This is a genomic window from Kribbella antibiotica (assembly GCF_004349055.1).
Taxonomy (GTDB): Bacteria; Actinomycetota; Actinomycetes; order Propionibacteriales; family Kribbellaceae; genus Kribbella; species Kribbella antibiotica.
This window is the reverse complement of sequence record NZ_SMKX01000214.1, coordinates 1-12,584: the sequence shown is the minus strand read 5'-3', so window position 1 is coordinate 12,584 and position 12,584 is coordinate 1. Positions and strand designations below refer to the sequence as shown.

The window sequence follows — 12,584 nt, the reverse complement described above, 5'->3', positions numbered from 1 at the left end:
GAGACAGGGTTAGGGCGTCTCGGGAGGAGAGGAGTTCGTCGGCTGCGGTTCGGAGGTGGTCGGGGGTTGGTGGGGTGCCAGCTTGGGCGGCCAGGAGGACTGTGCGGCGGACTAGTTCCTTCATGAAGGAGGCGGTGGTGCCTTCGGTGCGGGCGACCAGCTCGTCAACTACAGCAGCCGGAAGGTCGAGCGCTGGGCCGTAGAGGCGGAGTAGGCGGGCTCGGCCGTCGGCATCCGGGAGCGGGACTTCTACGGCCATGTCTACGCGGCCGGGGCGTTGGGCGAGGGCTGGTTCCAGGAGGTCGGCGCGGTTCGTGGTGAGGAGGAAGGCTACGTCGGCGTCTTGGGCCAGGCCGTCCATTTCGTTGAGGACCTGGAACAGCAAGGGGTTTTCGCCGCCGTGGGAGTAGTCGCGGGACTCGGCGACGAGGTCGCAGTCCTCTAGGACGACCAGGGCCGGCTGGAGCATTCGGGCCAGCGAGCAGGCCTGGGAGATGTAGTGGATGCTCGTCCCGGCCAGCAGTACGACGGTGAAGTCGGGGAGCCGGGACAGCAGGTAGCGGACGGTGTGGGTCTTGCCGGTGCCGGGCGGGCCGTAGAGGAGGACGCCTCGGCGTAGGTGCTGACCGGCCTTGAGCATCGTTTCGCGGTGTTCGGCGATGCCGATGACTTCGCGCTCGACGCGCTCCAGAACACCCTCGGGCATGACGACGTCGTCGCGGGTGATGTCGGCGCGCGGGTGCAGGCGGAACGGGCCGATGCCCTGGCCGAACTCGCTACCTTCGAACGAGACCACCTTGCCGCGGAAGACGTTGTGCTGGCGGATCAAGTCGGGCAGGGCTTTCAGGAACCGGTCCCCCGCTGCCTTGTCGACGGTGAGCACCTCGAGATCCACGGTCGATCGCCCGTACTGCGGGTTCGGGGCGCGCAACAGAGCGGCGTACCGGTCGTTGCCCTGGACACCGAGGTAGAAGCCGAAAGCGACGCAGTCCATCTCCTCGTCGAGGTCGATCGGGACCCGGACGTAGTCGACGGCACCGATCCCGAAGCGGTCGTAGACGGCCATCTCGAGGACTTCGCTGAGCGAGTGGTGGCCGCGACCCGAACCGGCCAGGCCGACAACCTCGAAGGAGTCGAACCAGGCCTCGATCGCACGCTGCACGTTCGGCAGGTCGTACGGCGCGAAGGTCGACGACACTACCGGCACCTGCTCGGGCTGGGCGCCGAGATGCTCCATCAGCTTGTCCCGCAGCCCGGTCCGGCTGAAGCCCTCCGGGCGATGGTTCTGCATCCGCTCCAGAAACCCGCTGAACAGCCTGGCGAACTCGTCGATCTCGTCCGGCATCCGTACATCTCCCATCTCTTCCCCACCCGATCCGGAGGGTCCTCCGAAACGCCGGATAGGATCACCACCATGACAGATTCCGAGTCCACCGACCGTCCGTACGGCGCCTTCCCCGTCCGGATCGGTTTCCAGATTCAGCCGCAGCACGCGGAGTACGCCGATATCCGGCGCGCGGTGGCCGAGGCCGAGGAGATCGGCATCGACATCGCCTTCAACTGGGATCACTTCTACCCGCTGTCCGGTGAGCCGGACGGCCTGCACTTCGAGTGCTGGACCATGCTGGCCGCGTGGGCCGAGGCGACCAAGCGGGTCGAGATCGGCGCACTGGTCACCTGCAACTCCTACCGCAACGCCGACCTGCTGGCCGACATGGCCCGCACCGTCGACCACATCAGCAACGGCCGGCTCATCCTGGGCATCGGCTCGGGCTGGTTCGAGCGGGACTACGACGAATACGGCTACGAGTTCGGTACGGCGGGCGGTCGCCTGGACGCACTGGGCCAGGCACTGCCGCGGATCGAGGCGCGCTGGGCCAAGCTGAACCCGAAGCCGACCCGCGACATCCCGGTCCTGATCGGTGGCGGCGGCGAGAAGAAGACACTCAAGCTGGTCGCTCAGCACGCCAACATCTGGCACGGTTTCGGTGACGCGGAGACGATCGCGCACAAGCACGCCGTACTTGACGAGCACTGCAAGACGATCGGCCGCAACCCGGGCGAGATCGAGCGCTCGACCGCGGTCGGCGACAAGTCGCCCGACGAGGTCGGCAAGGGCCTGCTCGACGTCGGCACCCGGTTGTTCACCGTCTCGGCCACCGGCCCGGACTACGACACCGGTCTGCTCCGCGACTGGGTCGCGTGGCGCGACGAGGTCAACGCGAAGTAATTCCGCCCGGCCGGGTGGCGGGGATCTCCGTCACCCGGTCGGAACGGCCCCGGTCCGCCGGATAGAATTTCTGCCATGGTTTCGAAGTACGCGCGTGGTTCCGTCCGCCCGATGACTCGCTGGGGCACCGAGGTGATGCACCACGTGAACCAGCCGGTGACCGACTTCGGTCCCGAGCTGCAGTCACTGATCGCCGACATGTTCTCGACGATGGATGCGGCCGAGGGCGTCGGCCTGGCCGCCAATCAGGTCGGGGTCGATCTGCAGGTCTTCATCTTCGACTGCCCGGACAAGGACGGCGTCCGGCACGAAGGCGTCGTCTGCAACCCGGTCGTCGAACTGCCCGAGGGCAAGGACCGCCGCCTCGACGAGGGTGACGAGGGCTGCCTGTCGCTGCCCGGCGTCTTCACCAAGTGCGTCCGCCCGGACTTCGCCACGGTGAGCGGCGTCGACGAGCACGGCGAGCCGGTCTCCTACGAGGGCACCGGTCTGCTGGCCCGCTGCTTCCAGCACGAGACCGACCACACCCAGGGCACGGTCTTCGGTGACCGGCTGTCCCGCAAGTACCGTAAGCGCCTGTACGCCGAGGCCGAGGAGCTGGCCGAGGACTACCCCGACGACTGGCCGATCACCCCGATGGTCGAGCACGAGGACGAAGAAGTCTCCGCCACCTGACCTACCAGCGGGCTTGTTCCAGGTCCGCGAGGATGACGTCGACCGTCTGCTCCGGGGTCTGACCGGTGGTGTCCACCCACAGGCCCCGGCGCGGGATCTCGTCGAGACCCGCCTGCAAAGCCCGTACGCCGTCCGCCAGCGAACCGCCCTCCTGCCAGTCCCGGTAGGAGTTGTTCCCGCCGCGCCCGATCTCGCGCTCGACGATCGACTCCACCGACGGCGTCAGTACGACGAGGTAGGTGTCGACGCCCTTGAGCCTGCTGAGCCAGCGCTCGACATGTTCGCCGAGCACGATGTCGCTGGCCACGAAATCGAATCCGTTGTCGGCGTAATGCTGCGCCACCAGGGCGCTCGCGTCGTACCGGAGTTCCAGCTGCCGGACCGCCTCCGGCGACGCGTCCGGGGTCATCACCTCGGCTCCGGCGACCACTCCGTTGAAGAAGATGTCGCCGTCGAGTGTCGCTGCCGGCGGTCCGAGGCGAGCCGCCAGGAGCGGCGCGACCGTGGACTTGCCTGACGCTTGTAATCCGGTGACGAGCACGACCTTGGGCATGGTGGCATCAGATCATGCGGAAGCCCGCGGCCGTCATCGAATAAATCGTCGCGTTGAACGACTCACCGTCGAAATCGAGGTCGGCGGTGTGGTCGAACGTCATCCCGAGGCGACGCATCACGGCGATACTGCGCTCGTTCGGCGTGTCGGTGACCGAGTTGATTTTCGGCAGCTTGAGCTCGGTGAAGCCGTAGGCAAGCCAGTGCGCCGCAGCCTCGGTGGCATAGCCGTGACCCCAATACTCCCGAGCCAACCGCCAGCCCACCTCCAATGTGTCGGGATACCAGGGCTCGCGCGAAAGCCCTGCTGCGCCTAGGAAAACGCCATCCACAGCGCGTTCAACGGCCAGGAATCCGAACCGCTCCGACTCCCATTGCTGGTTGATCCCAGCGGCCTCGCGGTCGGCCGCTTCGCGGGTCATCGGTCCCCCGATGTAGCGCATCACGTCCGGATCGCTGTTCAGCGCGGCCCAGGATTCCCGGTCGATGTCCTGAAACGGACGCAGGATCAGGCGTTCAGTCGTACGCATCCGTCTCCCCCTGTCGATAAACTGCAACGATGAACGGTCCGGGGGAATCTGCTGCGCCACGACGCCCAGTCACACTCGACGATGTGGCGCGGGCTGCCGGAGTCTCCCAGCCGACTGCCTCCCGGGTGCTCAACGGCAGCGCCCGCCGAGTCGCTCCAAGCTACCGCGAGCGGGTGCTGAGCGCGGCCCAGGAGCTCGGATACACCCCGAATCTGCCCGCTCAGGCAATGGCCCGCGGGACTTCGCGCACGATCGCGCTGGTGATCAGCCTGATCTCCGACCCGTACTTCTCCGCGATGGCCGCCGAGATCATGAAGCAGGCCGAGGCGATCGGGCTGCACGTGTCGATCGCGGTCACCGAGCGGCAGCCCGAGCGCGAGCTGGACCTCGTCCGCGAGCTGCGCGGTCAGCAGCCGCGCGCGATCATCCTGGCCGGCACCGGGTACGTCGCTCCGCCGTCCGAGCACGCGTTGATCGACGAGCTGCAGCGCTATGAGGAGACCGGCGGCCGAGTCGTGCTCATCAGCCGGTCCGATCTCCCTTTCGAGACCGTCGATTTCGATAATCACGAGGGCGCGCGCCAGTTGGCCCGCGAGCTCGCCGGGCTCGGTTACCGGAACTGCTTGGCACTCGGCAGCGACATCGCTTTGCTCTCCATGCGGCAGCGGGTCGAGGGGTTCGTCGCCGGGATGACCGAGTCCGGCGTCACCACCACGCGCATCCACGAGGGCGAGTTCAGCTGGGTCGGCGCCCGCGAGTACATCCTCGGGCTGAGCGATGCCGAGGTGCGCAAGCTCGATCTGGTGTTCGCGGTGACCGACGACATGGCGCTCGGCGCGCTGGCCGGGCTCCGCGAGCGGGGCCTGCGCGTTCCCGAGGACGTCGGCGTGGCCGGCTTCGACGACATCAGCACCCTGCGCGACGTCGTACCGAAGCTGACCACCGTGCATGTCGCTCTGAACGCCGTCGCGCAGGAGGCCGTCTACCGCGCCACCACCACCGAGCAGCTGACCCGGCGCACAGTGCCTGCGTACCCGGTCATCCGCGCCAGCACACCGCCGTTATTGTCCTAGCTCCACCAGCTCAGGTGGGCCTCCGCTTCGGCGACCGGCTCGATGAGTTCCCACGCCTCGGCGATCTGCCCGTCGGCGATCCGCAGGATATCGACGACCACGATCGCCGGGCCGCCGTCGGGAAGCTGCCGGCGGGTGTGGACGACGACGTGGTCACCGCCGGACAGCAGGTGCACGATCTCGACCTGCATCCCCGCGAGCGGTATCAGGGCCTTGCCGACATCGGCCAGCCACTCGCTCTTGGTGCGGACGAGGCCGTCGGGCCGATGATGCCGGAAGTCCTCGCTCACCAAGGGCTCCACGGCATTGACGCCACCTTCCCCGATGAGCTGACCCAACGCTTTCTGGACAAGTTGCTCGTTCTCAATTGTCATGAGCAGCAGTGTCGCGGCGGCGTGCTGCGGCTGTCGATGAAGTCGCATTTCATCGACAACCAGCTCAGGTTGAGTAGGCTCGATGACCATGGCAACGATCGGCGAACTCCTGCGGCAGTGGCGGCACCGGCGGCAGCTCAGCCAGCTCGACCTCGCGATCGCGGCCGATGTCTCGGCCCGGCATGTCAGTCTGGTCGAGACCGGCAAGTCCCAGCCGAGTGCCGAGATGGTGCTGCGGCTCGCGGAGCAACTCGACGTACCGCTGCGGGAGCGCAACGCCCTCCTGCTCGCGGCCGGCTTCGCACCCCGGTACGCCGAACGTCCCCTCGACAGTACGGCGCTGTCGATGGCGCGAGCCGCCGTCGACCGAGTGCTGCGGGCCCACGAGCCCTATCCGGCGCTCGCCTTCGACCGCCACTGGGACATCGTGATGACCAACCGGGCGTTCGATCCGTTTCTCACCGGCGTTGCCCCGGAACTGCTTGAGCCACCGATGAACCTGCTCCGGCTCGGCCTGGATCCGCGCGGCCTCGCACCTCTCGTCGTCAACCTCGGCAACACCCGGAACGTGTTCCGCTCGCGGGTACGGCGGCAACTGGCGGTGGCCCCGAATGCCCGGCTCACCGCGCTCTACGAGGAGCTCCTGGCATCGGACGAGACCGGCGAGGTGGTCGAAGCCGAGGTCGTGATCCCGATGGTCATCCGCGTCGACGACGCCGAACTGCGGATGTTCTCGACGATCACGACCTTCGGCACTCCCCTCGACCTGACCCTCGACGACCTCGCCGTCGAGTCCTACTACCCGGCCGACGAGGCCACCGCGGCATACTTCGAGCGAACTAGAGCTTGACGCCGCCGCTGATCAGGTCGAGTTTCCAGTAGCGCTGCAAACTCAGGAACAGGATCGCGAGCGGCACGATCGAGACCAGCACACCGGCGATCACGATCGAGTACTGCGCGGCCTGGCCACCGGTGATGATCATCAGCCCGTAGAGCCCGAGGGTGAGCGGGTACAGGTGGTCGTCGTTGATCATCACGAACGGGAGCAGGAAGTTGTTCCAGATCCCGATGAACTGCAGCAGGAACACGGTCACCAGTGCCGGCAGCATCAGCGGTGCACCGACGAGGCGGAAGATCCGCCACTCGCTGCCGCCGTCGATCCGGGCCGCCTCCATGATCTCGTCCGGGACCGAGGCCTCGGCGTAGATCTTGCACAGGTAGATCGCGAACGGACTGACCAGCTGTGGCAGCAACACCGCGGCGTAGTTGTTGGTCATGCCGACCTTTGCCAGTAACAAGAACTGCGGAACGGCGAGCAGGATCTGCGGTAGCAGAACAGCAGCCACGATCGTCCGGAACAGTACGACGCTGCCGGTGAACCGGTACTTGCCCAGCGCATACCCGGCCGCCCCGGCGATTGCCGTGGACAACAATCCGCCGCCGACCGCGTAGATCACCGAGTTCAGCACCCAGCGGCCGAAGATGCCGTGGTTGTAGCTGAACAGGGCATCTAGGTTCGACCAGAAACCACCGTTGAAGACCGGGACGAACGGCGCGGTCGAGAACAACTCGTCGTTGGTCTTGGTCGAGGCAATCACGATCCACAGCACCGGAAGGACGCAGTACAAGGCGCCGATCAGCAGGATCAGCGTGGGCACCCAGCGGGTGCGTTGTTGTCTCATCGCGCCCTTCCGATCCGGCGGCCGACCGCCGAGACCACAACGGTCGCGGCGACCGTCATCAAGATCAGCAGGAACGACGTCGCTGCGCCTTCGTAGATGCTGTTGTCGACGAAGGCGTCCGTGTAGGCGCGCATCAGCGGGACCCACGTGGACGAGATCGCGTTCGCCAGCGGTTTCAGGGTGGTTGGTTCGTTGAACAGTTGCAGCGCACCGATCACCGAGAACAGCGCGACCATCGCGACCGCGGGTGCCATCAGCGGCAGCTTCACCCGGACCGCGATCTGGAATTCGGAGGCGCCATCGAGCTCGGCCGCCTCGAACAACTCTCGCGGCAGACTCCGCACAGTCGTGTAGAGGATGACCATGTTGAACCCGACGACACCCCAGACCGCGACATTCGCGACGCTGAAGAAGATGCCCTTGGTGCCGAAGTAGTCGATCACGCCGCCACCGATCGGGCTGGTCGCCGGGAGGTACATGAACCCCCACAACAGGCTCGCGACGACGCCAGGAACGGCGTACGGGAGAAAGATCGCGAGCCGCGCGAACCCAGTTAGCCTTGCCCGCTTGGCGTCCAGGCACAGTGCGAACACAGTCGCCAGTACGACGGTTGCCGGGACACCGAATGCCGCGATCAGCAGCATCCGGCCGAGGCTGGCCCAGAACTCGTGATCACTCAGCGCGGCCGTGTAGTTGGCCAGGCCGGTCCAGACCTCGGTGGGTTTGCCGCCGCCGAGCAGGCCGCGACCAACCTTGAGCCGGCGGAAGCTGAGAAAGACCGCATAGATCGCCGGGGCGACCGTGAACAGCGCCAGGAGCACGACGGCCGGCGTGACCAGTACGGCGGGCAGGAACCCGCCGTACTGTCTTGTGGGCCTGCTCATCTCAGCCGGCGACCTGGAAGCCGAGCTTCTTCATGTCGCTCACCGTGGCGTCCTGCATGGCGTCGAGAGCACCGGAGAGCGCTGTCTTCTTCTGCAACGCACCGCCGAACGCGTTCGAGTAGGAGTCGAAGGTGACGTTGGCGTTCGGGCCCCAGATGTCGAACGTGCGCACACCCTTGGCGGCGGTCGCCATCAGCGTGTTGTAGTCCGGCTGGTTCGACATGAACGGCGGCGGCGACTTCAGCTCGGGCAACTGCTGCCCGGCCGGGGACGCGGGGAACGCCTGGACGTTCTTGATCAGTGACGCCATGCCTGCCTCGGAAGAGTTCATCCACTCGACGAACTTGGCCGCTTCCGCCGGGTGCTTGGAGTTCGCGGTGACAGCCTCGGTCTCGCCGCCCCAGATGCCGACGGTGGTGTCACCAGCGGTCCACGCGGGCAGCGGCGCGGCGGCCCACTTACCGGCGGTGTCCTTGGCGATCGAGGGCAGCTGGTTCGGGCCCCACTGCGCGCCGACCCAACCGATGAGCGTGCCGTTGTTCATGTCGGTGTTCCACTGCGCCGACCAGTTCGGCTGCGGGCTGACCAGGCCCTTCTTGATCAGGTCGTCCCAGAAATCCGCGACCTTCTTGCTGGCGTCGTCGTTGATCTTCACGGTCCACGTGTCGCCGTCGGCCTTCCACCAGTTGGCCCCGGCTTGCTGTGCCAGTCCGGCGAACCAGCCCGGGTCGGCAGCGGTGAAGTTCCCGATGAACTTCTTCGGGTCCGCCTTCTTGATCGCGGCCGCTGTCGTCGCATACTCGGCCCAGGTCGCGGGCGCCTTCAGACCGAGCTTGTCGAAGATGTCCTTGCGGTAGAAGAACACCATCGGGCAGACGTTCTGCGGCACGCCGTAGGTCTTGCCCTCGAACTGCACCTGGCTCAGCGACGCCTTGTCGTACTTGGTGTCCAGACCCTTCACATAATCATCGATCGGTACGACGACCTGATTCGCGATCAGCGCGGGGAGCGCCTGGTACTCGACCTCGGTGATGTCGGGATTCGTCCCGGCCTTGTTGTTGGTGATCAGCTTGTTGTAGAGCGTGTAGCCGGTGCCGGACGGTTTGGTCAGCTTGACCTGGATGTTCGGGTTCAGCTTGTTCCAGTCATCGACGACCTTGTCCATACCGCCGTCCCAGTTGACGTAGTTCAGCTCGATCTTCTCGTTCGTCGAGGAGCTGGACCCGCCAGTCGGCTTGGTGTCGTTGCCCGAACAGGCCGTCAGGACCAGCGCCGCTGCTAGGACGCCGGCGCCAATGCGTACGTACATGGCTGTGCTCACTTCTCTTGGCCTCACTTAGATGCCCAGGCTGGGTAGTCGGTCGGCGTGGTCTGGATCCCGATCCACTGCCGGTGGGTGTAACCGGCCAGCTGGCCTTCGCCGCCGTGCCGGGCATAACCGTCGTTCACGTGCACCTCGTTGCTCTTGACCTTCTGGGCGAAGGCGAGGCCGCGCATCGTGTCCTTGGTGAAGACCGAATTCATCAACGTGCGATGACGGTTCACCAGGTCGAGCGCTTCCGCCTCGGAGTCGACGACGGTGATCGGCATGACCGGGCCGAAGATCTCTTCGGTGAACACGGGCATGTCCGGCGTCACTCCAGTCAGTACGGCCGGCTGGTAGAACAGGCCGTCGTACGTTCCGCCGGTGGCGAGCTTGGCGCCGGCCGCGAGCGACGGCTCGACAAGACCCTCGTGAAAGCGCTTCAGCTGTTGCTCGGTGATGATCGGGCCGAGGTCGACCTCATCTCGGAGCGGGTCGCCGACTCGCAGCTTCGCCACACGGTCGACTACAGCCGCGGTGAACTCGTCGGCGACCGAGCGCAGAACGATGTGGCGGCCGGCGGTGATGCAGGTCTGGCCCTGGTACCAGAGCGAGGTCCACAGTGCGCAGCTTGCCGCCTGGTCGATGTCCGCGTCATCCAGTACGACGAACGCGTTGTCGCCGCCGAGCTCGGTCGCCGCGGCGCGGAAGTTCTTGCCCGCGAACGAGGAGATCTGCTGCCCGACCTCGAACGAGCCGGTGAAGTGGATGAGATCCAGATCGGGGTGCTCAGAGAGCGTTCTCCCGGTTTCCGGACCGTCTCCCGGGACCACGTTGAACACACCCGCGGGCACCCCGGCTGCCTTGGCCGCCTCGGCCAGGATCTGGCCGCCCGCGATCGGCGTGAGCTCGGCCGGCTTCAGTACGACGGCATTGCCGTACGCGAGGCCTGGAGCCAGCGCGCGCATCGCGAGACTCATCGGGTAGTTCCACGGCACGATCAGCCCGATCACGCCGAGCGGGACCGCCCGGGAGAGCGAGATCTTGCCGTTCTTGTACGGCGGCAGAATCGCGCCCGCGTTCTCGGTCAGCTGAGTGGCCGAGTTCAGCAACTGGTTGATCGACTGGCCGAGCTCCTCCTCGGCCTTCTCCTTCGTGCCGCCCGTTTCGCGGATGATCAGCGTGAGCAGCTCGTCGCGCCGGTTCTCCAGCTCGCGGGCGAAGGCCCGGAGGATTTCGCACTTGGCGTTCGCGTCCACCTCGGCCCAGCCCGGCTGAGCCCGCCGGGCGCTGCGAACGGCCCGGTCCACCTGTTCGGCCGATGCGCTGCCGTAGCGAGCGAACGCCGTACCGGCTGCTTTGTCCAGGACCGGTGACCAGTCCGACGCCGGGCGTTCCGCCCAGCCATCGATCCAGACCTGTGCCTCGTACTCCATGCGGGCCTCACTTCTTGGGGAATGCGCTTTCCTCGCAGGATTACGCATTCCCAGGCCATGGTCAAGAGTGGATCTCCGAGAACTTCCCGGGTCCGCGTCGAAGTGGACCGCGGCATTTCGTAGCCAGGGTGAGGGACCGGCAACAGGCCGGATCCGACCCAACACCGGAGGTCACGATGACCAGCACCGCCACCACGACGCTCGCCCGCTACCTGGGTCGCGAACTGCTGGAGCCGCTCCACCTGGTCACCTACATGTGCGACGCGCCGAACGAGGCGATGGCGGCCATCGGCTTCGACGACGGCCAGTACTGGCCGCTCTACTTCGCCGGGCGGGCCGCACCGCTGGGCCAGGTCCCGGCCGCGGTCGTGGACGCGATCTTCTTCAACTTCGCGCCGGGTATGGCCGAAGAGTTCTACACCGGGGTGTGGGACGTCGCGACCCCGGCGGAAGCGCTCGCGGCGCGGGAGGCCGGCAGCGTGAAGGCGCTCCGCGGCATCCTCGGTTCGCTGGCCGACTCCCCCGCCATTGCCCGTGCCGCCGACCTTGCGCTCCGGCTGGCGTTCGATGCGCCGCTCGAGGGCCGCCCCCTGTACGCCGGTCTGCGGACGATCGCCGTACCGACTGAACCGCTCGCTCGGCTCTGGCACGCGGCCACGCTGTTGCGTGAGCACCGCGGTGACGGTCACAACGCCGCACTGGTTGCCGCTGGCATCAACGGTCAGGAGGCGCACGTCTTCGCGGCCCTCGACGGCGGAATGACGCCGCGCGCCTACGGGCGGCTTGACCCGCTGACCGATGCCCAGCTGGAGGCGGTCGTCGCCGGACTACGCGAGCGTGGTCTGGTTGGCGCCGACGATCGCTTCACCGCGCTCGGCCGGGAGCTCAAGGACCGCATCGAGGAGCAGACCGACCTCGCAGCCGCGCCTGCCTATGCGAGCCTGACCGCCGACGAACTCGACCAGTTCATCGCCGACCTGAAGCCGCTGGCGGCCCGGATCGAAACTGTCGGCTACGACGCCCTCGTCGCGTAGAACGTGACGGCCGCCGAGCTGGCGACATTCAGCGAGTCCACTCCCCCGGCCATCGGGATCTTCACTGTCAGGTCAGCCTGCTGGAGCACATGCGGTTTCAGGCCGTGCCCCTCGGTCCCGAAGATCAGCGCGAGCCGCTCGTCCTGGCGGGCGGCCAACTCATCCAGCGTGATGGACTCGTCGGTGAGCGCCAGCGCGGCCGACACGAACCCTTGCTCCCGCAGTGTTTTGAGCGCTTCCGGCCACTCGCCGAGCCGAGTCCACGGCACCTGGAACACCGTCCCCATCGACACCTTGATCGACCGGCGATACAGCGGATCCGCACAGGTCGGCGTCACCAGCACCAGGTCGACCCCCATCGCAGCCGCCGCGCGGAACCCGGCTCCCACGTTCGTGTGATCGACAATGTCGTCGAAGATCGCAATCCGCCGTACGGCTGGGGTCAGCAGTTGCGCCAGCGGAGCCGCCGCCGTCCGCCGGTACGACGCTAGCGCGCCCCGGTGCACGTGGAACCCGGTGACCTGCTCGGCCAACTCCTCCGACACCACATACACGGGAGTTTCGGGCCATTTCGCGAGCACGTCCTCCAGCGAATCCAGCCACCGCGGCGCCAGCAGAAACGACCGCGGCTCGAACCCACCCTCAGCCGCCCGCCGAATCACCTTGTCGCCCTCGGCAATGAACAGCCCGTGCTCCTCCTCCAGCAACCGCCGAAGCGTCACCTCCCGCAACTGCACATAATCCGCCAACCGCGGATCCGCAGCATCAGTAACCTCAACCATCCGCCCAGTCACCCACCCATCTCACCACC

General features: G+C 66.7%; 14 protein-coding genes. 5 read left to right on the top strand and 9 right to left on the bottom strand.

The features are described from left to right. On the bottom strand, nt 1-1,360 hold a 1,360-nt coding region (locus tag E1263_RS39360; protein ID WP_132177042.1), incomplete at its 3' end, for an AAA family ATPase. Between the two features lie 54 nt (nt 1,361-1,414). Between E1263_RS39360 and E1263_RS39355 the strand changes: the two genes are divergently transcribed. Together E1263_RS39355 and def are read left to right on the top strand one after the other, a co-directional pair. Next, nucleotides 1,415-2,230 carry an LLM class F420-dependent oxidoreductase gene (locus E1263_RS39355; protein WP_132177040.1) on the top strand — a complete coding sequence of 272 codons (816 nt, stop codon included), beginning with the start codon at nt 1,415-1,417 and terminating at the stop codon, nt 2,228-2,230. Between the two features lie 75 nt (nt 2,231-2,305). Next, a complete protein-coding gene (def, locus tag E1263_RS39350) occupies nt 2,306-2,905 on the top strand; it encodes a peptide deformylase (RefSeq protein WP_132177038.1) in 600 nt (199 codons plus the stop codon). A gap of 1 nt (nt 2,906) precedes the next feature. On the opposite strand, the gene E1263_RS39345 is transcribed toward def, so the two are convergent. After that, a complete protein-coding gene (locus tag E1263_RS39345; RefSeq protein ID WP_132177036.1) occupies nt 2,907-3,458 on the bottom strand; it encodes a phosphotransferase-like protein in 552 nt (183 codons plus the stop codon). A 7-nt stretch (nt 3,459-3,465) separates the two neighbouring features. Beyond that, nucleotides 3,466-4,014 carry a GNAT family N-acetyltransferase gene (locus E1263_RS39340; RefSeq protein WP_238161981.1) on the bottom strand — a complete coding sequence of 183 codons (549 nt, stop codon included), beginning with the start codon at nt 4,012-4,014 and terminating at the stop codon, nt 3,466-3,468. Between the two features lie 2 nt (nt 4,015-4,016). On the opposite strand from E1263_RS39340, the gene E1263_RS39335 reads away from it, so the two are divergent. Continuing rightward, nucleotides 4,017-5,060: a LacI family DNA-binding transcriptional regulator gene (locus tag E1263_RS39335; RefSeq protein ID WP_132177034.1), complete on the top strand. Its 1,044-nt coding sequence runs from the start codon at nt 4,017-4,019 to the stop codon at nt 5,058-5,060. Here the strand turns inward: E1263_RS39335 and E1263_RS39330 are convergent. Next, complete coding sequence (locus E1263_RS39330) at nt 5,057-5,434, bottom strand: nuclear transport factor 2 family protein (RefSeq protein ID WP_132177032.1); 378 nt, start codon at nt 5,432-5,434, stop codon at nt 5,057-5,059. The genes E1263_RS39335 and E1263_RS39330 overlap by 4 nt on opposite strands. A gap of 82 nt (nt 5,435-5,516) precedes the next feature. Here E1263_RS39330 and E1263_RS39325 point away from each other — a divergent pair, with 82 nt between their 5' ends. Continuing rightward, on the top strand, nt 5,517-6,284 hold the full coding sequence (locus E1263_RS39325) for a helix-turn-helix domain-containing protein (protein WP_202869274.1): 768 nt from the start codon (nt 5,517-5,519) through the stop codon (nt 6,282-6,284). Here the strand turns inward: E1263_RS39325 and E1263_RS39320 are convergent. From E1263_RS39320 to E1263_RS39305, 4 genes are read right to left on the bottom strand one after another with little or no spacing between them, the layout of a single operon-like run. Beyond that, nucleotides 6,274-7,116, bottom strand: a complete 843-nt coding sequence (locus E1263_RS39320) for a carbohydrate ABC transporter permease (protein ID WP_132177030.1) — start codon at nt 7,114-7,116, stop codon at nt 6,274-6,276. The genes E1263_RS39325 and E1263_RS39320 overlap by 11 nt on opposite strands. Beyond that, nucleotides 7,113-8,000, bottom strand: a complete 888-nt coding sequence (locus E1263_RS39315) for a carbohydrate ABC transporter permease (RefSeq protein WP_132177028.1) — start codon at nt 7,998-8,000, stop codon at nt 7,113-7,115. The genes E1263_RS39320 and E1263_RS39315 overlap by 4 nt, the downstream gene beginning before the upstream one ends. A gap of 1 nt (nt 8,001) precedes the next feature. Continuing rightward, on the bottom strand, nt 8,002-9,309 hold the full coding sequence (locus E1263_RS39310) for an ABC transporter substrate-binding protein (protein ID WP_132177027.1): 1,308 nt from the start codon (nt 9,307-9,309) through the stop codon (nt 8,002-8,004). A gap of 23 nt (nt 9,310-9,332) precedes the next feature. After that, nucleotides 9,333-10,739, bottom strand: a complete 1,407-nt coding sequence (locus E1263_RS39305; protein WP_202869273.1) for an aldehyde dehydrogenase family protein — start codon at nt 10,737-10,739, stop codon at nt 9,333-9,335. A 176-nt stretch (nt 10,740-10,915) separates the two neighbouring features. On the opposite strand from E1263_RS39305, the gene E1263_RS39300 reads away from it, so the two are divergent. Then, nucleotides 10,916-11,773 carry an SCO6745 family protein gene (locus E1263_RS39300; RefSeq protein ID WP_132177023.1) on the top strand — a complete coding sequence of 286 codons (858 nt, stop codon included), beginning with the start codon at nt 10,916-10,918 and terminating at the stop codon, nt 11,771-11,773. Here the strand turns inward: E1263_RS39300 and E1263_RS39295 are convergent. Then, nucleotides 11,752-12,555 carry a TrmH family RNA methyltransferase gene (locus tag E1263_RS39295; protein WP_132177021.1) on the bottom strand — a complete coding sequence of 268 codons (804 nt, stop codon included), beginning with the start codon at nt 12,553-12,555 and terminating at the stop codon, nt 11,752-11,754. The two genes, E1263_RS39300 and E1263_RS39295, sit on opposite strands and share 22 nt — an antisense overlap. Between the last annotated feature and the right edge of the window lie 29 nt (nt 12,556-12,584).

Excerpts from the sequence above, each read along its gene's own strand:
- E1263_RS39310 (WP_132177027.1), bottom strand. The coding sequence starts at position 9,309 with ATGTACGTACGCATTGGCGCCGGCGTCCTAGCAGCGGCGCTGGTCCTG.
- E1263_RS39330 (WP_132177032.1), bottom strand. The coding sequence starts at position 5,434 with ATGACAATTGAGAACGAGCAACTTGTCCAGAAAGCGTTGGGTCAGCTC.
- E1263_RS39295 (WP_132177021.1), bottom strand. The coding sequence starts at position 12,555 with ATGGTTGAGGTTACTGATGCTGCGGATCCGCGGTTGGCGGATTATGTG.
- E1263_RS39325 (WP_202869274.1), top strand. The coding sequence starts at position 5,517 with ATGACCATGGCAACGATCGGCGAACTCCTGCGGCAGTGGCGGCACCGG.
- E1263_RS39320 (WP_132177030.1), bottom strand. The coding sequence starts at position 7,116 with ATGAGACAACAACGCACCCGCTGGGTGCCCACGCTGATCCTGCTGATC.
- E1263_RS39300 (WP_132177023.1), top strand. The coding sequence starts at position 10,916 with ATGACCAGCACCGCCACCACGACGCTCGCCCGCTACCTGGGTCGCGAA.
- E1263_RS39315 (WP_132177028.1), bottom strand. The coding sequence starts at position 8,000 with ATGAGCAGGCCCACAAGACAGTACGGCGGGTTCCTGCCCGCCGTACTG.
- def (WP_132177038.1), top strand. The coding sequence starts at position 2,306 with ATGGTTTCGAAGTACGCGCGTGGTTCCGTCCGCCCGATGACTCGCTGG.
- E1263_RS39345 (WP_132177036.1), bottom strand. The coding sequence starts at position 3,458 with ATGCCCAAGGTCGTGCTCGTCACCGGATTACAAGCGTCAGGCAAGTCC.
- E1263_RS39335 (WP_132177034.1), top strand. The coding sequence starts at position 4,017 with ATGAACGGTCCGGGGGAATCTGCTGCGCCACGACGCCCAGTCACACTC.
- E1263_RS39305 (WP_202869273.1), bottom strand. The coding sequence starts at position 10,739 with ATGGAGTACGAGGCACAGGTCTGGATCGATGGCTGGGCGGAACGCCCG.
- E1263_RS39355 (WP_132177040.1), top strand. The coding sequence starts at position 1,415 with ATGACAGATTCCGAGTCCACCGACCGTCCGTACGGCGCCTTCCCCGTC.